Annotated in this window: 17 protein-coding genes; 12 read left to right on the forward strand and 5 right to left on the reverse strand. The window is 44.2% G+C overall.

Annotated elements, in window-relative coordinates; genetic code table 11:
• Position 1: 1 nt before the first annotated feature.
• Complete coding sequence (gene sdhD / locus CPG39_RS03595; RefSeq protein ID WP_096292065.1) at positions 2-355, reverse strand: succinate dehydrogenase, hydrophobic membrane anchor protein; 354 nt, start codon at positions 353-355, stop codon at positions 2-4.
• Complete coding sequence (gene sdhC, locus CPG39_RS03600; RefSeq protein WP_096292066.1) at positions 349-738, reverse strand: succinate dehydrogenase, cytochrome b556 subunit; 390 nt, start codon at positions 736-738, stop codon at positions 349-351. The genes sdhD and sdhC overlap by 7 nt, the downstream gene beginning before the upstream one ends.
• A 154-nt stretch (positions 739-892) precedes the next feature.
• Here sdhC and CPG39_RS03605 point away from each other — a divergent pair, with 154 nt between their 5' ends.
• From CPG39_RS03605 to dapD, 3 genes are all read left to right on the forward strand, one after another.
• Positions 893-1,927 carry a DUF6279 family lipoprotein gene (locus CPG39_RS03605; protein ID WP_231990384.1) on the forward strand — a complete coding sequence of 345 codons (1,035 nt, stop codon included), beginning with the start codon at positions 893-895 and terminating at the stop codon, positions 1,925-1,927.
• A 336-nt stretch (positions 1,928-2,263) separates the two neighbouring features.
• Positions 2,264-3,460 carry a succinyldiaminopimelate transaminase gene (gene dapC, locus CPG39_RS03610; protein ID WP_096292067.1) on the forward strand — a complete coding sequence of 399 codons (1,197 nt, stop codon included), beginning with the start codon at positions 2,264-2,266 and terminating at the stop codon, positions 3,458-3,460.
• A gap of 31 nt (positions 3,461-3,491) precedes the next feature.
• Positions 3,492-4,313, forward strand: a complete 822-nt coding sequence (dapD, locus tag CPG39_RS03615) for a 2,3,4,5-tetrahydropyridine-2,6-dicarboxylate N-succinyltransferase (protein ID WP_013647867.1) — start codon at positions 3,492-3,494, stop codon at positions 4,311-4,313.
• 50 nt (positions 4,314-4,363) lie between these two features.
• Here dapD and CPG39_RS03620 read toward each other — a convergent pair whose 3' ends face one another.
• The gene (locus CPG39_RS03620; protein WP_013647868.1) at positions 4,364-4,699 is read right to left on the reverse strand and encodes a BON domain-containing protein; all 336 of its coding nucleotides are present in this window, start codon (positions 4,697-4,699) and stop codon (positions 4,364-4,366) included.
• Positions 4,700-4,865: 166 nt separating this feature from the next.
• Positions 4,866-5,822, reverse strand: a complete 957-nt coding sequence (miaA, locus tag CPG39_RS03625) for a tRNA (adenosine(37)-N6)-dimethylallyltransferase MiaA (RefSeq protein WP_096292068.1) — start codon at positions 5,820-5,822, stop codon at positions 4,866-4,868.
• A 166-nt stretch (positions 5,823-5,988) separates the two neighbouring features.
• On the opposite strand from miaA, the gene CPG39_RS03630 reads away from it, so the two are divergent.
• Together CPG39_RS03630 and CPG39_RS03635 are read left to right on the forward strand one after the other, a co-directional pair.
• A complete protein-coding gene (locus CPG39_RS03630) occupies positions 5,989-6,177 on the forward strand; it encodes a twin transmembrane helix small protein (protein WP_013647870.1) in 189 nt (62 codons plus the stop codon).
• A gap of 48 nt (positions 6,178-6,225) precedes the next feature.
• Positions 6,226-7,437, forward strand: coding sequence for an NAD(P)/FAD-dependent oxidoreductase (locus tag CPG39_RS03635; RefSeq protein ID WP_096294245.1), 1,212 nt, complete (start codon positions 6,226-6,228; stop codon positions 7,435-7,437).
• A gap of 38 nt (positions 7,438-7,475) precedes the next feature.
• Here CPG39_RS03635 and CPG39_RS03640 read toward each other — a convergent pair whose 3' ends face one another.
• On the reverse strand, positions 7,476-8,057 hold the full coding sequence (locus CPG39_RS03640) for a class I SAM-dependent methyltransferase (protein WP_096292069.1): 582 nt from the start codon (positions 8,055-8,057) through the stop codon (positions 7,476-7,478).
• A gap of 564 nt (positions 8,058-8,621) precedes the next feature.
• On the opposite strand from CPG39_RS03640, the gene CPG39_RS03645 reads away from it, so the two are divergent.
• The 7 genes from CPG39_RS03645 to CPG39_RS03675 all read left to right on the forward strand — a co-directional run bounded on the left by CPG39_RS03645 (position 8,622) and on the right by CPG39_RS03675 (position 17,940).
• Positions 8,622-10,760 carry a hypothetical protein gene (locus CPG39_RS03645; protein WP_096292070.1) on the forward strand — a complete coding sequence of 713 codons (2,139 nt, stop codon included), beginning with the start codon at positions 8,622-8,624 and terminating at the stop codon, positions 10,758-10,760.
• A 314-nt stretch (positions 10,761-11,074) separates the two neighbouring features.
• Positions 11,075-11,683 carry a LemA family protein gene (locus CPG39_RS03650; protein ID WP_096292071.1) on the forward strand — a complete coding sequence of 203 codons (609 nt, stop codon included), beginning with the start codon at positions 11,075-11,077 and terminating at the stop codon, positions 11,681-11,683.
• Positions 11,684-11,814: 131 nt separating this feature from the next.
• Positions 11,815-12,612: a YgcG family protein gene (locus tag CPG39_RS03655; protein WP_331716183.1), complete on the forward strand. Its 798-nt coding sequence runs from the start codon at positions 11,815-11,817 to the stop codon at positions 12,610-12,612.
• Complete coding sequence (locus tag CPG39_RS03660; RefSeq protein WP_096292072.1) at positions 12,613-13,113, forward strand: TPM domain-containing protein; 501 nt, start codon at positions 12,613-12,615, stop codon at positions 13,111-13,113.
• Between the two features lie 829 nt (positions 13,114-13,942).
• Positions 13,943-15,469, forward strand: coding sequence for a cytochrome B6 (locus tag CPG39_RS03665; RefSeq protein WP_096292073.1), 1,527 nt, complete (start codon positions 13,943-13,945; stop codon positions 15,467-15,469).
• Positions 15,470-15,635: 166 nt separating this feature from the next.
• Positions 15,636-17,600, forward strand: a complete 1,965-nt coding sequence (locus CPG39_RS03670; RefSeq protein WP_096292074.1) for an AsmA family protein — start codon at positions 15,636-15,638, stop codon at positions 17,598-17,600.
• A 25-nt stretch (positions 17,601-17,625) separates the two neighbouring features.
• Complete coding sequence (locus CPG39_RS03675) at positions 17,626-17,940, forward strand: BON domain-containing protein (RefSeq protein ID WP_172424075.1); 315 nt, start codon at positions 17,626-17,628, stop codon at positions 17,938-17,940.
• Positions 17,941-18,007: the final 67 nt, after the last annotated feature.

The following is an 18,007-nucleotide window of genomic DNA, read 5'->3' on the forward strand; positions in this document are numbered from 1 at the left end:
ATTAGCTCCACAATATTTCAGCAACCCAAACCAGATAAAACAGCAAAGCAGTCACCACCGCGATATGCATCATTAAGCGAATCGGTGTGGAATGAACATAATCCATCAGAACGTTGCGCACACCCACCCATGCATGCCAGAACATACCCATAAAAAACACAAAAGTTGCGATGCGCAGCCATTGAAGCTGGAATAAGCCTTTCCATTCCGCGTAATTCTGTGGAGCTGCAACACATAACACACCGACCAGAACAATAAGATAAATTGTCATCAGAATGGCGGTCACACGCTGGAGCAGCCAATCCCTCGAACCGTAGTGCGCACCCGTGACAGCCAATCTGGATTGCCTCACCATAGCACCAATCCCGACAATGTAGTGAGTACGAATCCCGCAATCAACACCAGTTTGCTTCCTGTCCGCGCCTGTTCCAGCACGATGCCTACTTGCATATCCAGTAACAAATGACGGATGCCGGCACATAAATGATGCAAAAAGAACCAGAGCGGTAGCAGCAGAATCAGCTTGATCATTGAATTACTGATATAACCCTGCAATATTTCAAAGCCTTGCGGTGATTCCAGCAAGAGCTGCAAACCGCACAACAGCAACGGGATGCCGGGAAAAAAGAGCAATACACCGCTGATACGATGCAGAATCGAAACCACGGCGGGGATGGGCTGTCTGATCTTGAGCAGATTCAGATATTTGGGGCGTTTATGATGTAATTTTTCTTCCATGCGAAAAATTCTAGTGTAGAAATGTTGTCGCCAGAGTTAAGCTTACACGCTGAAGATTGAAGCCAAGTTTAGTCTGTTATGGTTCCCGATACAAGCCATATCAAGTCATATGACAATCTCACTCGTCTGATGAACGCCATTCGATCGAGAATAAATGGAGCAAACGAAGAATTGCAATTCGGCCGATACGATGAATAAAGCAAGTGATAAAACACCGCTTGGGTATAATAAACCCATAGTTTGGGTCTGTTTTCAACCGCACCGCGGCGCACCCCTTAACACCGTTAAATTGACAAGCACCATCATGCAATCCGTCGCAAGAACAATAGCACTCGTTACTTTTTTATCGTTACTCAGCGCCTGCAGTATTGTGCGCCTGGGTTATGATCACGGGGCACAACTCACTTGGTGGTGGCTGGATGGTTACGTCGATTTTAACCGCGAACAGGCACCACACGCCAAGCAAGCGATTCAGCAGTGGTTTAACTGGCATCGTACGGCACAGCTTCCGGAATATGTGGATTGGCTGGCCGTAGTACGCGGCCAGATCGACGGCCCGCTGACAGCTACGCAAATCTGTCATTGGTCCGATGAACTGCAAGGTATTCTCGCCCCTGCCTTTGAACAGGCTGTGCAGCTGAGTACACCGGTGGTATTGCGTTTAGGCGAAGCACAGTGGCGCCATCTCGAGCAACGCTATAACAAAAGCAATGAGGAGCTACGCCGCGACTATCTGCAACCAGATCTTGGAGAGCGCCGGCAGGCTTCGATCAAACGCACCATCAAACGTATTGAGAACCTATATGGCAGCATTAACAAAGCACAACGGCAATTAATCGCAGCCAGCATTGAATCCTCACCTTTCAATCCCGAAATCTGGATGATCGAACGCCAGCGCCGACAACAGGAGACTTTGAGAATATTGCGTCAGCTCACACCTGAATTCGCCACGCATGAACAGGCCATTACCGCATTACAGACTCTGATCGAACATACGCACCGTTCCAACGATCCAGATTACCGCGCTTATCAGTTGAAGCTCTCTGCCCATACCTGCGCTTTCATCGCACATATGCACGACAGCACCACGCCAACTCAGCGCCAGCATGCGCATGACAAATTAAAGAAATGGGAAACGGATTTACGCGCGCTGATGATCAAGAATAGTATGCATACTGCTCTGGAATAGCGGATTTACGCATCTACTGCGTGATCTGAAATATAGTCAGATTCATAATCAGAAACGGGAAAATATCCTGCTGCTTCAGCACTCATGACGCCCGTTTACAGTTCGGGAACCCGATTATCACATGCAAACCTTATCTCCATCTACATTCCAGGCTGTGTGTCCTTGCATTTGCTCCCGAAAAATTCGACACAATCTTATTGCAATTTGTTTCTCTAAGGAATTTCTTAATTTTAGTTGGTTATTCACACAGGCACGTTTTATAATCCGCACGCATTAATGACCTAATAACGGAATGATCAGTATAAAATTATTGACTGAGTATTCTTTCCAAATGACATGAACCCAAATCTGAATCAGCTGCAACCCTATCCCTTCCAGAAGCTCCGGTTATTACTCGAAGGGGTGGTACGCAATGCGGCATTGAGTCCGATTGATCTTCAAATTGGCGAACCCAAGCACGCAACACCTGACTTTATCCGCCAAGCCATAGTGGATAATCTGGATGGTCTATCGGCATACCCAACGACGCTGGGAATACCAGCGCTACGCAATAATATCGCGGCATGGATAAAACAGCGTTTTAATTTGCCGGAAATCAATCCGGATACTGAAATTATTCCTGTCAATGGCAGCCGTGAAGCGTTGTTTTCTTTTGCGCAAGCAACGATAGATCGCAGCGCCGCATCTCCGGTAGTCATATGCCCCAATCCGTTTTATCAAATTTATGAAGGCGCCGCGTTATTGGCAGGGGCGACACCGCATTTTATCAATACGCTGCCCGAAAATCGTTTTCGATTGGATTTCTCGCAATTGAGTCATGACGTATGGTCGCGCGCGCAGTTGATTTATGTTTGTTCGCCCAATAATCCGACGGGTGCAGTCATGACACTGGAGGAATGGCGGGAACTGTTTGCACTATCCGATCGTTATGGTTTTGTAGTCGCTGCGGATGAATGTTATTCGGAAATCTATTGTGATGAAACGAAACCGCCATTGGGCGCGCTGGATGCTGCACATCAATTGGGCCGCACAGGTTTTCCGCGCTTGGTGGCATTCAACAGCTTATCGAAACGTTCCAATGTACCGGGAATGCGCTCCGGTTTTGTGGCCGGTGATGCGGCAATATTGCAACAGTTTCTGCTGTATCGGACATATCATGGCTGCGCCATGAATCCTGCAGCTCAGGCTGCCAGCGCAGAGGCCTGGAATGATGAAAAGCATGTGGTGGAAAATCGCCGGTTGTATGCGCAAAAATTCTCTGAAGCGCTGGCTTTACTGGCGGATGCAATGACCGTGCAAATGCCGGATGCGGGTTTTTATTTGTGGATTAAAACACCTATCGGCGATACCGAATTCACCAAACGATTGTATCAAGATTATAATGTGACGGTACTGCCAGGCAGCTATCTGGCGCGTGACGCACAAGGCAGCAATCCGGGGAAAAATTATATTCGGGTTGCGTTGGTAGCTCCTGCGCAGGAATGTAGCGAAGCGATGCAAAGAATTAAAAGCCTCGTGACTCAATTTAGTTGAGTCGACTGAATTTAAATTACTAAGGAAAATTATGAGTGAATTAAAAACCATCATTGAAGAAGCTTTTGAACGCCGCGCTGAAATTACACCCCGTAATGTCGATGCCAGTTTGAAGGAAGCCGTAACACAAGTTCTGGCGATGCTGGATAACGGTAAATTGCGCGTAGCTGAAAAAATCGACGGTGATTGGATTACGCACCAATGGATCAAGAAAGCGGTATTACTGTCATTCCGCATCGAAGATAACAATTTTATCAAGGGCGGTTTTTCCAATTATTTTGACAAAGTACCGTCCAAGTTCGCCGATTACAGTTCCCGAGACTTTCGTGACGGTGGCTTTCGTGTCGTGCCGCCTGCAGCCGTGCGCAAAGGCTCGTTTATCGCCAACAACGTCGTGCTGATGCCTTCTTACGTCAATATAGGCGCGTATGTGGACGAGGGTACGATGGTTGATACGTGGGCCACCGTTGGCTCATGCGCACAGATTGGCAAGAATGTGCATTTATCGGGTGGCGTTGGCATTGGCGGTGTGCTGGAGCCGGTGCAGGCCAATCCGACCATTATCGAAGATAATTGCTTTATTGGAGCGCGCTCGGAGATTGTGGAAGGCGTGATTGTCGGTGAGAATTCCGTCATATCCATGGGGGTGTATATTGGTCAAAGCACGAAAATCTACAACCGTGAGAGCGGTGAAGTCAGTTACGGCCGTATTCCGCCCGGATCAGTCGTGGTATCGGGTAATTTGCCGGCAGAAAACGGGAAGTACAGTTTGTACTGTGCCGTGATCGTGAAGCAAGTAGATGCAAAAACACGTTCCAAAACAGGAATTAATGAATTGTTGCGCGGAATATAAACGAAATATTCCTAACGTGGATACCCCCTATTACGGGGGCTTATTCTTGATTATTTTATGGTGACCTGGTTGTCGACATTCTTGACCCCATCCACGATCCAGGTATGCATATTAGTGCGGGTAATCTGATCTTCATTACGAGCGACACCCGTGAGTGTTACATGCCCTTCGTTAACTTTAATTTCAATGCTGGCACCCTGTAATACCGGATCCGATTGAATGGCCTGGGTAACACGAGCAAAAATGGTTGAATCATCGTAAACAATTCCGGGAGGTGGCGCGACCCAGGACGGATGAGTTCTTTCCGCGTAGTTTTCACACCCTATCAAAAAAAAGATGCTTATCAGCAATAAAGCTGAAGTCAATAATTTAAAAAAAATCCTCATGGTTGTTTATCCTATCAATGTTTGCTTTACAGGTATTTCGTAATTCTTCTTATTCGCTGATGAAAATTGATGTCACTCATTCAGCATGGATGGCATCATAACGCTACCGATAGGAAATAAACAAGCCGGTAAACTCAAAAACATACCCACAATAACAATCCAGCATTTAGTCTGCGCGGATCTCAATAGCAGTTCGGATTAAATTATTCACTTGAGCACTCAAATCACTGGACAAGCAGTCAAGCTCATATATTTTATCGGTGACGCGTATACTGCGCAGCCAGGTAAGCTGTCGTTTGGCCAATTGTCGCGTTGCGGCAATTCCCATGTCATGCAATTCGTCGCTGTCGATTTTGTTATCCAGGTAAAGACAGGCCTGCCGATAGCCGACACATCGCATGGAGGGTGACTCCACGCCTAATGTCGGAAAATTTTGGCGTATGGATTGCACTTCTTCGATCAATCCGGCGTTTAACATGCCTCTAAAGCGCTCAGCAATACGTAAATGCAATTGGCTGCGTTCACTGGGTATCAATGCAATACTGATTTTACGATAGGGAAAATCAGCGGGTTGAAAGTTTTTCAGAATCTCTGACATCGGCTGTTGCGTCAAATAACACACCTCCAATGCACGCTGGATACGCTGACTATCGGTAGGTTTGATACGTGCAGCAATGATCGGATCCAATTCTGATAATTTCTGATGCATTGCAGGCCAGCCATGTTTCTCCGCCATATTTTCCAACGTCAAACGCAGGTCTTGATCAGCCGCAGGCAATGCGGACAGGCCTTGTTGTAAGGCTCGGAAGTAAAGCATCGTACCCCCTACCAGTAGCGGAATTTTGTTACGTGAGGAGATATCCTGCATGATGCTTAAAGCATCCTGGCGAAATTGTGCTGCTGAATAAGATTGATCGGGATCAATGAGATTAATCAAATGATGTGGGGCATGAGCCAGGATTTCTTGCCTGGGCTTGGCCGTCCCGATATCCATGTAACGGTATACTTGAGCTGAATCCACGCTGATAATTTCACTCGGAAAATTTCTTGTGATATCCAAGGCAATTTGGCTTTTGCCACTGGCTGTGGGGCCCATCAAGAAAATAGCAGTGGGATTTTGCATTACGCAGGATTAATTGTATGAAAAAGAGCGGGAATGAAGTGAAATAGAAACAATTGTTTAATTTTAAATAATAAATGTATAAAAGGCTTATCGTTAAATAGTCATTGGATAATCAGAAAAACTCGGCTAAACTTTGGCAAATTTAACTTTTGTTAGGATTAAGGCTTTGAAAATTTTTGCTGTCGTATTATTTCTCCTCATATTATATAGCCTGGGATCAGCACTGTATTATATGTACAAGGATAAAGGGCATTCAACGCGCATGGTCAGATCCTTGAGCATCCGTATCGGCTTATCTCTTTTCTTATTTATTGTCATGATGATAGCAGCCCGCTTGGATATGCTGGCTGAATAATTTTTCCGCCCGGAATCGCTTTATTGTGCAACCGTGAGTCTGCCGAAGTTGTATAAAGATGTGGTTATTGTTGGCGCTGGCGCTGCAGGCATGATGTGTGCCATTGAAGCGGGTAAACGAGGCCGTAGCGTACTACTCATCGATCATGCCAGTAAGTTAGCAGAAAAAATCCGCATTTCCGGCGGTGGCCGTTGTAACTTTACCAATCGGTATACTACAGCGGAAAATTTTATTTCCGGTAATCCGCATTTTTGTCACTCCGCATTGGCTCGCTTTACGCCACAGGGTTTTATTGCGCTGATTGAGAAACACGGGATTCGCTACCATGAAAAGAAATTAGGTCAATTGTTCTGCGATGGTCGCTCACAACAAATTATCGATATGCTTCACGGCGAGTGCAACGCAGTGGGTGTAGAGTGGCAAATGCCTTCTGCAATCAAAGAAATAGTGAACTTATCCAGCGATAGGAAAAAACCCGGCACTGAATCGAATTTTAGCGTGATAACCGAGCGCAATACCATTGAAACCAAGTCTCTGGTGATTGCTACAGGCGGGTTATCAATCCCGCAAATTGGCGCAAGCGCATTGGGCTATCAAATTGCCAATCAGTTTGGCGTTCGTGTAACACCCTTGCGGCCTGGTTTGGTGGGTTTAACTTTCTCAGCCGATGAATTTTCCGCCTTTAAGGAAATTTCAGGCGTGGCGATAGATGCTGAAGTGAGTTACAACAGCGCTTCATTTCGTGAGAATGTCTTATTTACCCACCGCGGATTAAGCGGTCCTGCTATATTGCAAATATCATCGTATTGGCAACCCGGGAAACCTCTACACCTCAATCTGCTACCGCAACAGCGCGCACAACAGATTTTTCTTCTTTATCGTAGAAGCGCCGTACTTTTACCGAATCTGTTAGCCCGTTATCTACCTAAACGTTTCGTGCAGATCTGGTGCACTTTCATATTAGCCCCACTGGGTATCGCTGCAAAACCTATTTGTGATTACCGGGAAAATGAATTGCTTCTGATTGCGGATAACCTCCATAATTGGCAGATTATTCCGAGTGGCACGATCGGTTATAAGAAAGCCGAAGTGACAGTAGGCGGTATCGATACTCTCGAATTATCATCCAAAACAATGGAATCCAAGCGCATGCCAAATCTGTTTTTTATTGGGGAGGTAGTAGATGTTACCGGCCATTTAGGCGGATTCAACTTCCAATGGGCCTGGTCATCAGGTTATGCTGCAGGGCAAGTGGTCTAAATTTTGTATGCGATATCAGTTGAAAAATAAAAAATATTTTATTTTTCTCCATAAAAATAGGATGCGATCGAGAAATAGGTTCTGCGCCACATATAGGTTCCACACGCAACTTCCTTGAAATCTTCCATCCATACTCTTAATCCATCCGGACTAACACGCCAATAGTCTTTGGGAACCGCATGATAGGGGCAGAGCCAAGGCAATTGAACCCATATTCTTCCGCCCGGTTTTAAGACTCTCTTGAGTTCCTGAATTGCCTTCAATGGATAGGGAACATGCTCCAGTATCGATATACAGACCACTGCATCAAAGCTGTCATCTTCAAAGGGTAAGTCATGGATATCATAATGATAATCAATGAAATCACGCATATCGTATTTATCAACACTGACCCAGTTCGGCCCATATTTTTTCCCTAATCTATTCTTTACCCCAATTTGAAGACATGGCTTATCTTCACAACCTTGCAGGAATTCTTCAAATATCTTTGCATAGACCGCGTCAGGATCAGTACTCGTTTGGCGTACTGCATTTGCGGCTCGTTTGTATTCGATAAGATAAAACAAAAAAGATAAGTACTTCTTTAATAAAGAATAAATTTTCCTAAGTATGTTTTTCATTTATTTCTCTGCATTGGTAATACGAGGTATCAGATACCCAGCGCGCCCCATTTTCTATTTACTGAATGCATCTGGCGGATAAGAAACTTTCGACAAGCTTGGAAAATACCATCGATTATCCCTAACTCTTCTTAGCCATATTATCAGTTATCAGATTAATTATCTTGCTCCATCAAAACTGTATCAAAGATTTCATAGGGCAAGATAAGACGATTAATGCAGACAATGCTCCACTATTGAAAAAGGTTACGCGTGAGCTCTACGGAATATACATGCTTCGCGCACCTGCACCCCTTCCAGCAGCAAAATCACGGGAAATAGCAGGTTCAATTTTAAAAAACCATCAATTAGATTTTCTCGAACTTACAATAACTTCGTAGGAGATATGTACTAGAAAAAAAGTAATAATGACCTATTGGTTGCAAGAAGTATTTCTACTAATATGAGTCCCCTTTGTGAAATCAATCATTTCACAGAAATTCAAAGCTTCTTGGGAAATTTGCAGTAACAGCCTGAATAGTAAAGTTAATGATGGATAGACAACTAAAACGTGAGGGATTAAACATGTTAGTCAATGTAAACAAAATTCGAACCAGTCTCATACGACGAATAGCTGTGATTACTGCATTCTTCTTGTCAACTGGCATTGCGGGCATGAATGTACACGCCCACACACCTCACGACATGGTAATTGCATTTGCCGCATCACCGGATTATGCCAATGATAAAACCATGTTCTTAATTAGCGATGGAGCATTTACAGGCTGGTATTATGATCAAGTGATGCGGTCTACTGACGGTGGCGTAAACTGGATCAACATAGCGAACGGATTGGATCATCCACTCGAATACAGTGTTCTTCGCGTTTCTCCAAAGTTTGCTACGGATCAAACGGTATTTGCGGGCCTCAAAGGCAAAGGAGGTGTTTATCGATCCACCAATCGTGGCGATTCATGGGAACCCTATAATACAGGCCTTGCTGCTGCAAACAAAATCATAAGAAAAATGGAAGTTGCTGAAACCAGCAATGGTTATGTGATTTACTTTACTGAAGGCAACGGTGCTTTATTCCGCCGCTCCAACACAGATGCACAGTGGACTCAGGTACTCAATAAAACCAACAAGGTAGCTGTTATCGCAATCTCGCCCGATTTTGCTACCGACAACACTTTAGTGATCGCAAGCGATACCGGATACTTGCGAAAATCCACCAATGGAGGCATCGACTGGATCGAATTAGGAAATCCAACAGGAACCATCATCTACGATATGGCCATCGCTCCAGGCGCAACGGAAATATTCCTGGCGACCCCAAGCTTTGGAATTTTTCATAGCAGTGATGGAGGAAGTACCTTTGTCAACAAGGGTACTAACCTACCCAATGAAGCAATCAATAATATCGCGGTTTCACCGAATTATGCGATCGATCGCACGGTATTTTGTACCAGCCTGACCCAATCGGTATTTAAATCCGCCGATGGTGGCGACAATTGGACACTGTTTAATTCAGGTGCAGTGGTTACAGTTCAAACGACACCCCTCAATGAAATGACTGACTTGCAGGTCTCCCGTACCTATGCGACAGATCAAACGGTATTTTTGCCGGTATTTGACGGGCTCTTCATTTCAAAAAATGGAGGCAGCACTTGGAAGCAGAGTCAAACACGGATTGGCGTATTGACAGGACTCGCGCTGTCTACAAGTTTTAACACGGATCAAAAAATGATTGCCACAACGTATGTCGGCCGAGGTATCGCTATTTCTGCAGATGGTGGTACAACCTGGTCTACCAGTGGCTGGCCCAATCCAACGGGACGGAAGATGAACTTTTTTGATTCACAAATCATTAAAAATGCCAATGGCAATCAAACAATCGTTACCGCGACCAATGGCTACGTGGGGAGTTCGAACGATTTCGGTGCCAGTTGGAACGTTAAGTTTATCCCTAGATTTCTTGAAATCAGGAAGGATCTCGTTTCGCTCACAGCTTTAGCAGCATCGCCGAACTTTGCGACCGATAAAGAGATATATCTCGGCTCAAGACTCCATGGATTGCTGCAAACCAAAGATGCGGGAAAAACTTGGATATTGCAACGCGGAATGCCGACAAATCATCCTATTACAAGCGTGGCTGTATCGCCTAACTATGCCACCGACCGTACTGCATTTGCTGTTAACCGTGCAGGGGAAGTCTGGCGTACACAGGATGGCGGAAATACTTTCCTGCAAGTAGGCGCCAGTTCGATCATCCAAGCCGGATGGGCTGGGCAAAGATATATGTGGGTTGCGATATCTCCTCAATTTGCTATCGATAATCTTGTTCTCGTTGGCACCACCAGTGGGATTTATCGCTCAACCGATGCCGGCACCACCTGGATAAAAGAAGCCGACACCTCGGTTGGGTCAAATGCTGTTATTTTACAAATCGAATTTTCGCCAAACTTCGGTAACGATCGCACGATTTTTGTCAATGTCCGGGGCAAAGGATTGTTTAACGCAAATCTGGACGGAGCGGGCGCGGTAACATCTACATTCAATACAACTGCTTCATTGATTGGAACTGAAAATATTGAATTCATTGAATTCAATATATCGCCCACCTATCAATTGGATTCTACGATTGTAGGTGCTGCAAGAAAAAATATCTATAAATCAATGGATGGCGGCTTAACCTGGGCAGTAGCAGGATATCCTGACAATTAAAGCACCTAAGATTGCAAATATGCACCGCTCGATTCTAATCGAGCGGTTTTATTTTATCCAGAATTTTGCGCTAGCCCCGATGTTAACGGTAATCAATATAGTGTTTAGCGACAGGATTCTATTTAATTACCGCTTTTTCACTAAACCTGGGATAGCAAATCCCAGCAATAGATAAACAATCTGCCATTGTTCGTCGCTCAGTTCCAGTCTATCATTCACTTCTACGGAATAAACAAAAAATTTTCGTTGAATATTACGAAAATTCCAACAAAACAAACCATAATCCATAGTTACTAAATTTTTTGGAGAGATTTATGCGCAATTTGCAATTAGCAGCGTCCATTCTCTTTGTACTTGTTTTAAGTAGCTGCGGCTACAATACGCTTCAATCCACTGATGAGCAGATTAAAGCCAGTTGGGCGGAAGTGCTGAATCAATACAAACGGCGTGCGGATTTAATACCTAATTTGGTCAATACCGTTAGGGGATTCGCTGCTCAGGAAAAAGATGTGTTGCTTGGCGTTACGAATGCGCGTTCCAGAGTTGGCGGTATTCAGGCAACCCCGGAACTCATCAACGATCCCGAATCATTTACTAAATTCCAAAATGCACAAGAGGAGTTGTCCAGTTCCCTTTCAAGATTGCTGGTCGTAATCGAGAATTATCCCGAATTAAAATCGGATGCCAACTTTCGTGATTTACAAGCACAATTGGAAGGTACCGAAAACCGCATTACTGTAGCACGTAATCGGTATATCAAGGCGGTTCAGGACTACAATACGATTGTTCGGTCTTTTCCCAGCAATCTCACAGCCATGCTGTTTGGATTTCAGACAAAGCCCGGTTTCACCGTGGAAAATGAAAATGAGATTTCTGTTGCGCCAAAGATCGATTTTGATACACCGAGACCGGAAGATAAATAAGCCCGGCTATCATCCATCTTATGCAAGTTAGATTAATCAACCAAGAATCAATCCTCAGAATCAAAATCATGTTTTTCAGGATTATTACTCTACTCACAATTCTATTGGCAATTACTTCAGTCAGGGCAGAAATGGCCATTCCATCTCTTAAAGTCCATGTAACTGATTTAACCGGCACACTCTCAGCTCAACAAACTGCACAATTGGAACATCAATTAGTGGCATTTGAGAAAGCGAAAGGTAGTCAAATTGCAATATTGATTGTCCCTACCACTCAACCTTATGCGATTGAACAATATGCTATGCAGGTTGTTGAGGCGTGGAAAATAGGACGCAAGGATATTAACGACGGTGTCTTGCTACTGATTGCTAAAAACGACAGAATGCTTCGTATTGAAGTTGGTTATGGTTTGGAGGGGGCGCTACCGGATGCAACAGCGAAACGGATTATCTCGGAAATCATTACACCTCGATTTAAACAGGGACAGTTTGCCGAAGGTATTCAGGCAGGTATTGATGCAATCATAGGCTTGATCAATGGCGAGACCCTGCCCCTCCCAAGCAACACACACAACAATATTTCGTCAAGTGCACACACAAACATTGAAAACTTGATCGTCATTCTGATCTTTTCCACTGTTATAGGAAGAATATTGCAAGTACACCTCGGACGTATTGTCGGAGCCAGCGTAACGGGTGTTGGTCTAGGATTTGTCGGTTGGACATTATTCTCTTCGGTAGCAATCGCTATACTCATCGCCACTATTGTATTCATTCTGAATTTATTCATTCATATCAATCCGGGAATCTACCGCACCGGGCGAGGTAATTGGTCAAATTCTGATTTTAGAGGCGGCGGCCCGGGGGGTGGAGGATTCAGCGGAGGCGGCGGCAGCTTTGGCGGCGGCGGTGCCTCGGGGAGATGGTAAATGAATTTAGTTCGTATAATGCGTCATCTATCTTCCGGACAATGGTTGCTTCGACGTGTATTTCCCACTGCCACCCTAACCGCTATTGAACAAACAATTCAGCAATCGGAAATGAATCATAGCGGTGAAATTTGCATTGCTGTAGAAGGTACGCTCAATACCCTGGCTCTGATTAAAAATCAAACCGCCCGAGAGCGTGCTATTGAAGTTTTTTCACAATTGCGAGTATGGGATACCGAGCAGAATAATGGTGTGCTCATTTATTTGTTACTGGCGGATCGTGATGTAGAAATCATTGTGGATCGTGGCATTCACGCGAAAATTTCCAACGCGGAATGGGAAAATATTTGTCATAGTATGGAATCCTTATTTAGTCAACGACAATTCGAAGCTGGTTTCATTCAGGGCATCCATGCCATTAGTGAGCTTTTAGAAACCCATTTTCCTTACGATCCCCAAAAAGACAAAAATGAATTAACCAATAAACCTACGGTACTGTGATAGGGTACTGTGATAGTTTTATTATTTGAGTCCGTAAATCCCGAGCCCGTGAACCCTTTATCAATCGAACAGATCGACTGCTAAAGGCTAAAAATATCGATATCATTGAACAATGACCTATCACGATTAGCAGCACAGCGTTAATAAATGTAAATGCACCCGTTGCACAATCAAATGTTCACCTGTCTACGCACAGCGTAATTCTCCAATTTATGACTCATCAATTTTAAGAGAAAAGCCGGTACTTGATGTAGAAATATCATAAGCGCATATCGCTGCTTTGCTTCTTTGTTGACGTTGATATCCCAGCCCGCTATATCACATCGTGTAAAACACAACAAATTTCACTGATCAATTAAATCGCTTCGTATGTTAGAAAGCGCACAGAAAGATAATCCGAATAATCTAAAATGATCAACAGCGCTCATACTTCTTTTTAATGAGTCGACCGCACCAGTCAGGGTAAGCCTCATTAGCCTAGCCGGATGACTGGATCTGAACCCTCGATGCGCATCTCCCCTAGCCCTTCTATCTGCGCATCGGGGCGTTTCCCTTCAAATCTTATATTTCTATAGTTATTTCATTAGGTTAAAGAATAGTCGCCGAGAAACATCTTCATCACATGCATAGAACTCGATCCAGCGCGCGCACTCAACAATTTTCACGTAATCATTCTCTTGAAAGATCAAAGTAGTGTGCGGTTACGTACAGATAGATTTCCCATGGAATGAAAGAATAAAAAACACAATTAATCACAATTACTGGTTGTTTTATTTTGCATGAAGGTTACTTCATGTTCAGTTGATGTCTTGATAGTGGAGCAATTCATATGAAGAAAGTAAATATTTTATTTTTGACGGTACTGGGAATGAGCGGTCTTGGCTTGGGGATCAATAATGCCATAAGCAAAAGTGATAACGTATTACCCGAGCGGAAGAATGACGCAATAATGAATGCACAGACTATTCATCCCAACCCAGAACAGAAAAAAAGTGAGCATGACCGCTCTTATATTTTCGATGCTTCCAGTGCTCTGCCTTCTTCAAGCGCCTTCCAGCAGCAACCGGATAATGGAAAAATTCTCGGGTTTGATTTTTACAGGGATGCCCTCAATGCTAAAAAGCCTATGCAAGCCTTTGAGGAAACGATGAAATCCGATATGGCGCAACAACCGGAAATCAGTAAAACCCAGCACAAATTACTGCTAAGCCGTTACGATCTCACGCCACGTTTCGATCCGGAAGTAACCATGACTCGTGGCAAGCCGCTTGCAGTTGGCCCCACTGCCATTCTGAAAAACAAAATAAGCTGGCAAAAACTAGCCGACATGTCTCCCGAAGAAATCCGCAATAATAATCTCTTTCCTTATCCCGCATTACCACACCCCAAGCAGGTAACTGGCGGACAGGTCTTTCCTCCCATGCAAATTTCAATGTTTCCGAGATTGGAGCGATTCGACGTTGAATTTGATTTGCCGGAAGCTTTTCTGCCAGAATTTCCGCCTGCTATTTTTCTTCAGAACAGGCCTGAACTAGGGGATGTTTCACGCGGCGAGGTTATTTCCATTAATAATTTCTATCGTTTGTTCAAAGACATACTGACTCCTGTCCAATTGACTGGATTACAAATGCTACTCACGCCATTGCCGCAAGAAGAATTCAATCCTACAGATGATCGTAAAAGCGCCCAACCCAGCCTTGGCGTGACCTGTTTTGATTGCCATGTCAATGGCCATACCACAGGACAATTTCATTTAAGTCCCGATATGCGCCCGCAGGAACGGCGCATTCGATTGGATACCACGAGTTTGCGCGGCGTTTATAGTCAACAAATTCATGGCTCAAAACGCAGCTTGCGCTCCATTGAAGACTTTACAGAGTTTGAGTTCCGTACCGCTTATTTTAATGGCGATCCCATACACGCCATGAAAAAAGGATTCCCCATGATTGATCGAATTCATGTGAGCCACATGGCGCAGTTTCAAAACATGCTGGACTTCCCTCCTGCTCCCAAATTGGATGACAATGGTCGGCTGAATCACTCAAAAGCGACTGAAAAAGAAATCAGAGGCGAAAATATTTTCTTTGGTAAAGGACAATGCGCCAATTGCCATCAGCCCCCTGCATTCCTTGATAATCAAATGCATGATTTAAAACTTGAGCGTTTTCTGAATGAACCCGGCGATGGACCAATGAAAACTTTTACACTTCGCGGTATTAAAGACAGTCCGCCTTATTTGCATGATGGTCGTCTGCTTACCCTTGAAGACACCGTTGAATTTTTTAATCTGGTGTTGCAGCTTAAACTGACGGATGAGGAAAAATCCGATCTGGTGGCCTATATGAAGCAACTTTAGGATTTGTCTGGATAATTGTCATTTCGAATGATCCCCAAATGATTCTTACTCATTTTTAATAATGATGCATTCTGAGCGTTTATCCAGAAAAGCTTGTTTTATAGATTACGTCATGAATATTCCGGTAAATAAATTAACAATTCGTGTCATAAAATAGGTGATAAAAATGAATGCCGTCAGATGGATCGGAATTTCTTTTTTCGCACTATTTTTTTTACTCGTATTGCTAATCTCATTGCAAAACTGGAATTGGGCGCGAGCAATCGTTGCACAACAAATTAGTGATTTGACCGATCGTGATTTCACGATTAACGGCAATTTGACAGTCGATTGGTCTTTAACGCCCCATATCAGACTTGAACAGATACAGTTTGAGAATGCAGCTTGGAGCAAACAACCTAACATGCTCGAACTGGCGGCATTGGATGTGCGTATCGATCTGATTGAATTGATCAAGGGCCGTATGTTATTTCCTGAGATTATCCTTACCCGGCCCCATATAATTTTACAGAAATCCCCGCAAGGCGAGGCTAATTGGGAATTTACGGCGGATACAGGTAATCCGGAAAGCAAAACAGATATTCCGCTTATTGAGCGTTTGCGCATCACGGAAGGCCGCCTTGTTTATCAGGATTTTTCAGTTGATACAGAAATTATCACAACCTTGGCTACCATTAAGGAAGCGGCGCACGAAGAAGAATTTACCAAGTTATACGCCGAAGGAAAGCTGAAAGGACATCCGCTGCAAATAAATTTAAAGGCAGGCCCTTTGGTTGCATTGCGGGAAGCTGATATACCTTATCCACTAACCTTAAGCTTACAAACCGGAAAAACTCGTGTCAAAGTCAAAGGCACTGTAATGCAGCCTTTGCAGCTCAAAGGCCTGGATTTGCAATTTGCAATACAAGGCCCTAACCCCGAACTATTATCACCCATCCTCGGATTGCCTATGCCCAGCTTACCTCCTTATCGATTAGAAGGTGATTTGTCCCATCATGGACATACGTGGCAAATCAGCAATCTGAATGGACAAGTAGGAGATAGTGATCTTGCCGGAATGATCAGTGTGAAGTTAAGCGAGACAGTACCTTTTATACAGGCTGATCTAAGATCTAAAACAATAGATTTGGATGATATTGGACCATTGATCGGTCTTGCTCCCGATACAGGTGCCGGTGAAACTGCATCCTCAGCTCAAGAGAAAAAAGCAAAAGAAGAAACTAAAAATCCTTTTGTCTTGCCCGACGATTCGATCGATTTTAAGGAATTACAGGCTATCAATGCCGAAATTACTTTACGTAGCCGACAGGTTAAATCAAAACTACCTGTAGATGATCTCTTCCTGCAGGTAATCATAGATGATGGGCATTTGAAACTTGCGCCCCTGAATTTTGGGGTAGCCACCGGAAATATTCGCACACGTCTTGAATTAAACACCAGAACGCAACCCGCCAAAAGCAAGATTGAAACCGAAATACGCCATGTTCAACTGGGCGAGGTTTTACGCCGCTTTGAAATCGCTGATGACAGCGCCGGATTAATAGGCGGTCAGGGTATATTCTGGCTCACAGGAAATTCCGTTGCAGAAATGTCGGCGTCGGCTGATGGGGGATTATTGATGATAATGACAGGCGGGCAATTGGATGATCTGCTGGTTGAACTGGCGGGGCTTGATGTGGGCGAAGCCTTAGTGGCGCTATTCGATAAAGACGATGATGGTAAAATCAATTGTGCTTATGTGGATCTTCCAATCAATGGCGGCGTTATGAATATGGACAATTTTATTGTGGATACTCAGGACACTTTATTTCTAAGCAAAGGAACCATTGACTTAAATAATGAAGAGTTGGATCTGATTATTGATCCCAAGCCCAAGGATTTGAGCATTTTCTCAGCGCGCGCACCGCTCCATATAGCAGGCACTTTCAAGAAACCCACTTTTACCCCGGGTGCTTCCGCAATACTCAGGGGTGCAGCTTCACTCGCATTATTACCTTCAGCACCCATTGTAAGTTTGTATTCATTTATCCAAGAGGAACAAGAAGATAAGCAAACGGGTGGAGAAGAAAATATACGGTGTGGCGGTCTGATAGGCGCAATAAATGAAGCGCGCAAGAAGAAGGCGCTCTGATTTTGCACAAAAAGGAGAGAAGCGCATGATTTACACCTTGCGTCACGTAGGGATTATAGGATATCTATTGATGATATTGAGCATGACCAGTTGCGCTGGTTTTAATCCTGATGCGACAGAAGAAACACCCCGTGAAGATATCATTCTAGCCATGAAAATAAAGGCAAAGCTGATTGAAGCGGAAGAATTGAAGGCCGCCGCCATTCATGTCGAGGCAGCTAATGGATCAGTGAGAATAAGCGGGTTCGTCGAAACGGAATCTCAACGAAAACTGGCCAGCTCGATTATTCAGCAATTTCCCGATGTGAAACAGATTAACAACCAACTTAAGGTCAAGTAGAAGCCACTTATATGTGAAGAACTTACTCGGTTTCTATATCACTATTTTTTAACTTAATCGGGGAAAA

The organism is Nitrosomonas ureae (assembly GCF_900206265.1).
In the GTDB taxonomy this organism is placed as follows: domain Bacteria; phylum Pseudomonadota; class Gammaproteobacteria; order Burkholderiales; family Nitrosomonadaceae; genus Nitrosomonas; species Nitrosomonas ureae_C.